Origin of the sequence: Mesorhizobium sp. M7A.F.Ca.CA.002.15.2.1 (genome assembly GCF_003998715.1) — a bacterium.
Lineage (GTDB): Bacteria > Pseudomonadota > Alphaproteobacteria > Rhizobiales > Rhizobiaceae > Mesorhizobium > Mesorhizobium ciceri.
Genome location: NZ_RZPI01000333.1, coordinates 1 through 5,902 on the forward strand (window position 1 = coordinate 1; position 5,902 = coordinate 5,902).

The window sequence follows — 5,902 nt, forward strand, 5'->3', positions numbered from 1 at the left end:
ATCCGCACGCGCAGCAACGCGGCGCCCGCGCTGTCGTCCAACATCGAACGCTTCTCGCAGTTCCTGACCCTGGTCGGGCTGACGGCGCTGGTGGTCGGCGGCGTCGGCGTCGCCAATGCGGTGCGCGCCTATCTCGACGGCAAGCGCGGCGTCATCGCCACCTTCAAGAGCCTGGGCGCTTCGGGCGGCTTCGTCTTTGCCGTCTATCTCGTGCAGATCCTGATCATAGCCGGATTGGGTGTCGTGCTAGGCCTTGTGCTCGGCGCACTAATGCCCTTCGCGGCGAGCGCGGCCTTGCAATCCGTCATTCCGGTGCCGGCCGAAGGCGGCTTCTATCCCGGCGCGCTCGGCATGGCGGCGCTGTTCGGCCTGCTGGTGACGTTGGCTTTCGCGCTGCTGCCGCTCGGCCGCGCCCGCGACGTGCCGGCAACCGCGCTGTTTCGCGAAATGGGACTGGAAGGCCGCGGCTTGCCGCGCCCCGCCTATGTCGCGGCGGCCATAGGCATCGCGCTGCTGCTTGCGGCGCTGGCCATTCTGTTCTCGGGCGACCAGCGCATCGCCTCGATCTTTGTCGGCGCTACCGTCTTCGCCTTCCTGGTGCTGCGCTCGGTCGGCGCACTGGTGCAATGGGCGGCCAGGAAAAGCCCGCGCGTGCGCTTCGTGGCGCTCAGGCTCGCCATCGGCAACATCCATCGGCCAGGCGCCCTGACGCCATCGGTGGTGCTGTCCCTGGGGCTCGGGCTGACGCTATTGGTGACGCTGGCGCTGATCGACGGCAATCTCAGGCGACAGATCTCAGGCAGCCTGCCGGAACGGGCGCCGAACTTCTTCTTCGTCGACATCCAGAGCGCCGATGTCGCGTCCTTCTCGGCGCTGATCGGCAAGGAGGCGCCGCAGGGCGTGCTGGCCAAGGTGCCGATGCTGCGCGGCCGGGTGATGGCGCTGAACGGTGTCGATGTCGACAAGGTGAAGGTGCCGGCGGAAGGCGCCTGGGTGCTGAGGGGGGATCGCGGCCTGACCTATGACACCAGGCAGCCGGAGAACGCGACGCTGACCGAGGGCAGTTGGTGGCCCGAAAATTACAGCGGCGAACCGCTGGTTTCGTTTTCGGCGCAAGAAGGCAAGGAGATCGGGCTGAAGCTCGGCGACACCATCACCGTCAATGTGCTGGGCCGCAACGTCACGGCCAGGATCGCCAGTTTCCGCCAAGTCGAATGGGAGACGATGGGTATCAATTTCGTCATGGTCTTCTCGCCCAACACATTCGCGGGCGCCCCGCATGGCTGGATGGCGACGCTGACCGAAAAGAGTGCATCGACGGCCGACGACGCCCGCATCCTCAACGCCGTCACCCGCGCCTTCCCGGCGGTGACGACGGTGCGGGTCAAGGACGCGCTCGACATCGTCAACCGGCTGGTCGGACAGCTCGGCACGGCGATCCGGGCGGCCGCTGGCGTGGCGCTGATCGCTTCGGTGCTGGTGCTGGCCGGCGCGCTTGCAGCCGGCAACCGGGCGCGCATCCATGATGCGGTGGTGTTGAAGACGCTGGGCGCGACACGCACGACGCTGATATCGGCCTTCTCGCTCGAATATATGCTGATCGGGCTGGCCACCGCCATTTTCGCGCTGGCGGCGGGCAGCGCAGCCGCCTGGTTCGTCGTCGCGCGCATCATGACTCTGCCGTCGCATTTCATGCCGGAGGTGGCGGTGGCAACCATTCTGTTTTCGCTGGTGATCACGGTCGGCATTGGTCTCGCCGGTACTTGGCGGGTGCTCGGCCACAAGGCAGCACCGGTGCTGCGCAACCTGTGACGACAGGCCCGGAACGGGCATCCTGGATTAAATCTTGGTAAGAAAGCCGTCCGAAAAGCCGAGGAAACGGCGCTTCGCCCTCTCACGAACCGTTACATCCGGTTACGGTCTTGTTCTTGACGCGAATAACCATCATATTTCGCCACAGGCATGCTGGAGCCCTGCCAGCGGCGCCCAGGTCCGGAAGGACCTGACACCGGACGGGGCAGAAGCAATAGAGGACTACAATGGCTGATCCCATTCGCAACTACCAGACGCGCGCCGTGCCCGGCGTCGGCGTCGGTGCCGACATCGATCAGGGCCTGCGCGCCTACATGATCAAGGTTTACAATCTGATGGGGCTTGGCCTCCTCATCACCGGTCTTGCCGCTGTCGGCACGATCATGCTGGCCACCACCACCGATCCGGCTTCGGCTGTCGCGACGCTGCCGAGCGGCGAGATGCTGACGTCCTTCGGCTACGCGATCTTCGGCTCGCCGCTGCGCTGGGTGGTGATGCTGGCGCCGCTGGCCGCCGTGCTGTTCCTGTCGTTCCGCGTCCAGTCGATGAGCGTTTCGGCAGCGCAGACGACGTTCTGGGTCTATGCCGGTCTCGTCGGCCTGTCGCTGTCTTCGATCTTCCTGGTCTACACCACGGCCAGCATTTCACAGACCTTCTTCGCCACGGCCGCCGCCTTCGGTGCGCTGTCGCTGTTCGGCTACACCACCAAGCGCGACCTGACGGCGATGGGCTCGTTCCTGATCATGGGCGTGTTCGGCATCATCATCGCGTCGGTGATCAACATCTTCCTGCAGTCGTCGGCGCTGTCGTTTGCCGTGTCGGCGATCGGCGTGCTGGTCTTCGCGGGCCTCACCGCCTATGACACGCAGAAGATCAAGGAGATGTATTTCGAGGGCGACAGTTCGGACGTTGCCGGCCGCAAGGCGATCATGGGCGCGCTGACGCTCTATCTCGACTTCATCAACCTGTTCATGTTCCTGCTGCAGTTCATGGGCGACCGTCGCTAGTTCAGCATGCTGGACCATCGAGTTCCAAAAGGGCGGCCCAACGGCCGCCCTTTTCTTTTGTGCCGGGCTTTGCTGTTATCGCGAGCAGAGAAATGGCACCCATAAACTATGAGCACTATTACGATTCGACCGGCGACAGCGGCCGACCTCGACAGCATCACCGGCATCTACGCCGACGCGGTCGCCCAAGGCACGGCGAGCTATGAGTTGGAGCCGCCGAGCCGCGCGGAGATGGGTGTTCGATTCGACAGCCTGATGGCCGGCGGCTTTCCCTACCTTGTGGCGGAGAAGGACGGCGCGGTTCTCGGCTACGCCTATGCCGGTGCCTTCCGGCCACGCCCGGCCTATCGCTTCATTGTCGAGGATTCGGTCTATGTCGCGCCCGAGGCCAAGGGCCAGGGCGTCGGGCTCAAGCTGATGCAAAGCCTGATCGAGGCGGTGACGACGGCGGGCTTTCGCCAGATCATCGCGGTGATCGGCGATGGCCGTCCCGACAGCGCCTCGGTGCGGCTGCACGAAAAGCTCGGCTTTCGCCATTCGGGCCGCCTGGAAGGCTCCGGCTACAAGCACGGGCGCTGGCTGGACACGGTGTTCATGCAGCTGTCGCTGAATGGCGGGGCATCGGCGCCGCCCGATCCGAGTTCGCTGCCAGAGCGGAAGTTTCGCCTTAGAGGGGACTGAAGAAGGAACTGAAGAATTGCGCAATTGAAGAACTGAAGAATAAAAAGAAGCGGCGGCAACAGATGACGCCGAGGCCTTTTCTTCAACTCATCAATTCTCCATTTCTTCAATTCCCCTGCTCTAATTCCCTGCTCAGGCTTCGACCAGCTTCAACTTGCTGTCGAACACACCGAGCACGCGGCCGAGTTCCTGGCCGCGTTTCAAGATGCGGCCGCCGGCGGCGATGACGGCAAAGGCGCCCTGCTTGCGGGCCAGTTTCGGATCCTTGACGATCTGGAACAGCGGCACTTCGCTGGTGCGGCGGAAGACGGAAAAGACAGCGCGGTCGGCGAGATGATCGATGGCGTAGTCGCGCCATTCATTGGCGGCGACCATGCGTCCGTAGAGCCTGAGGATCTGGTCCAGCTCGCGTCGGTCGAACCGCACCGGCTGATCGAGACGTTCGCGTCGCGCCTCGTGCAGCGGGATTATTGCGGATGCGTCCCCATCCCCCGTCCCGCCACTGTCATCGGTCATGCCTCGATCCTTCAAAATGAATCTTTGCCAACCAAAGTTGGCGTGTTCGCGACTGAATTGCAAGGCCCGGCGAACCGAGCCCCGCGCCGCGCCGTTTCCGTCACGTCCAGTCACTTTTATGAAACGCCGTGTTGGAATTGGTGATGTTCCGCCACATTTCTGCCTTTTTTTATCCGCGCTCATGCCCCAATGTCCGACGAATTTACCGGCGTTGCCTGAGACGGTTCGGTCCGGCACCGGCTCGTAAACCCCAAGCCCCCCGCCCACGGGTCTGCGTCGGATCGAACCAACCTCGGCTCTTCCTCGGAAGAACCGGGAGCGACGATCCCAAAACCTAAATGACCGGCGTCAGAAGCAAGCTGACGTCGGTTTTTTATTGGCTGGTGATAGGTGAACCTTCGCGCTACCGCGGCAGGGGTTTGAGCGCTCTATCTCAAGGCTTGTGGATGAATGCGGCGCCGAGAATGGGACCGGGCATGCCGTCCTTGCCGACCGACTGCAGCAGCACGGCGCAGCCGCCCTTTTTGGCAATCTCGCTCATCGGCAGTTCGTAGCGCTGTGCCTTGCCATGCCACATGCCGGCGGTCTGGATGCCGGTGACGGCGTTCCAGTAGGTCATCTTGCGGCCGGTATTTTCGCCCTCGCCGACTTTGACCGTCTGCGGCGGGTCGAAATAGACGATGACGACATGGGCGTCGCTGGGGCCGTTGCCGGCATCGCCGGCGTCGATCATCACGCGATCGCTGGTACGGCTGACCTTGACGGCGACGCGCATGCCTTCACCGCTCTTGGCCATGCGGGCGAGCGCACCATCGACCTCGCCGCGGTTGGCGCCGTTGACATGGACGCGGCCATTGATGACGGCCTGCGGCGTATAGACGGAGCGGCTGCCGAAGGCGCGCATATAGTCGTATTGCCGCTCGGTGTTCTCCTTGCGGCCGAGCGTGTCCTGCCAGCCGAGATAGTCCCAGTAGTCGACGTGATAGGCGAGCGCGACGATGTCTTCCTTGGCGGCAAGTTCGGAGAACAGAGTATCGGCCGGCGGGCAGGAACTGCAGCCCTGGCTGGTGAACAGCTCGACCACGCCCAATGGCTTTTCGATCTGGACCCGGTCGGTCTGGGCGCGATCGGATTCGCCGGCATGCCCGGCGCCGGCAGACGCCGAGAAGGCCAGCGCAAGAGCTGCCAGCCACAATGATTTTCGCGAGGCCATGGCCATTCCGATTCCCGCCGGTGATGCCGGCTTTATCTTGATTGCTGAAATATGTGGCAGAACCGGAAGTCAACGGGAAGTCACGTTGCGGTGAAATTTTGCCGTTGCAGCCGACCGCAACGCCGCAATAGGAAGGATCTGCGCTTCAGGATAGAAACCGATTCGGGCGGCAATCGCGATGTGGCAAACGTTTTTGGCGCCGGTCGACCTCTATTGCGAGCGGACCGGCCCGGAATTCTGGTCCGAACCGGTCAACGCCCTGACCAACTTCGCCTTCATCGCCGCCGGCCTGTGGGGCGTGCGCGAGGTGCGAAGGCTGGGCACCGGCGCCTTCGCCGAGGTTCTGGCCTGGTGGGTGGTGGCGATCGGCATCGGCTCGACGATCTTTCACACTTTTGCCACCAAGGGCACGGTCTGGGCCGACGTGCTGCCGATCGCCGGCTTCACGCTGGCCTACACGCTGTTCAATCTGCGTCGCTTCCTCGGCATGCGATGGGGCAAAGCCATCGCCATCTTCATCGCCTTCTATGTGATTGCCGGGGCGATAACCGTTGCCGTGCCGGACTGGCTGCGCCAGGCGTCGAACGGCACGACGGGCTATCTGCCGCCGTTCCTGGCGCTCGCCTTCTTCGGCGCGCTGGTGGCCGCCAGCGGCAATCGCGCCGGCTGGTAC

Annotated in this window: 6 protein-coding genes; 4 read left to right on the forward strand and 2 right to left on the reverse strand. The window is 63.7% G+C overall.

The window, feature by feature from the left end:
* From ENZ74_RS18780 to ENZ74_RS18790, 3 genes are all read left to right on the forward strand, one after another.
* Positions 1–1,812 (forward strand): FtsX-like permease family protein (locus ENZ74_RS18780; RefSeq protein WP_127312914.1); only part of this gene is annotated, 1,812 nt, incomplete at its 5' end.
* Positions 1,813–2,039: 227 nt separating this feature from the next.
* Positions 2,040–2,819 (forward strand): Bax inhibitor-1/YccA family protein, encoded by a 780-nt coding sequence (locus ENZ74_RS18785; protein WP_013528823.1) that lies wholly within the window; start codon positions 2,040–2,042, stop codon positions 2,817–2,819.
* Between the two features lie 108 nt (positions 2,820–2,927).
* A complete protein-coding gene (locus tag ENZ74_RS18790; RefSeq protein ID WP_063169546.1) occupies positions 2,928–3,500 on the forward strand; it encodes a GNAT family N-acetyltransferase in 573 nt (190 codons plus the stop codon).
* Positions 3,501–3,632: 132 nt separating this feature from the next.
* On the opposite strand, the gene ENZ74_RS18795 is transcribed toward ENZ74_RS18790, so the two are convergent.
* Together ENZ74_RS18795 and ENZ74_RS18800 are read right to left on the reverse strand one after the other, a co-directional pair.
* Entirely contained in the window at positions 3,633–4,016 is a 384-nt protein-coding gene (locus ENZ74_RS18795) for a DUF2794 domain-containing protein (RefSeq protein WP_013528825.1), read from the reverse strand.
* Between the two features lie 433 nt (positions 4,017–4,449).
* Positions 4,450–5,235, reverse strand: a complete 786-nt coding sequence (locus ENZ74_RS18800) for a thioredoxin family protein (RefSeq protein ID WP_013528826.1) — start codon at positions 5,233–5,235, stop codon at positions 4,450–4,452.
* 172 nt (positions 5,236–5,407) lie between these two features.
* Here ENZ74_RS18800 and ENZ74_RS18805 point away from each other — a divergent pair.
* Positions 5,408–5,902, forward strand: a 495-nt coding sequence (locus ENZ74_RS18805) for a ceramidase domain-containing protein (protein ID WP_127312915.1), incomplete at its 3' end; no start/stop codon positions are given.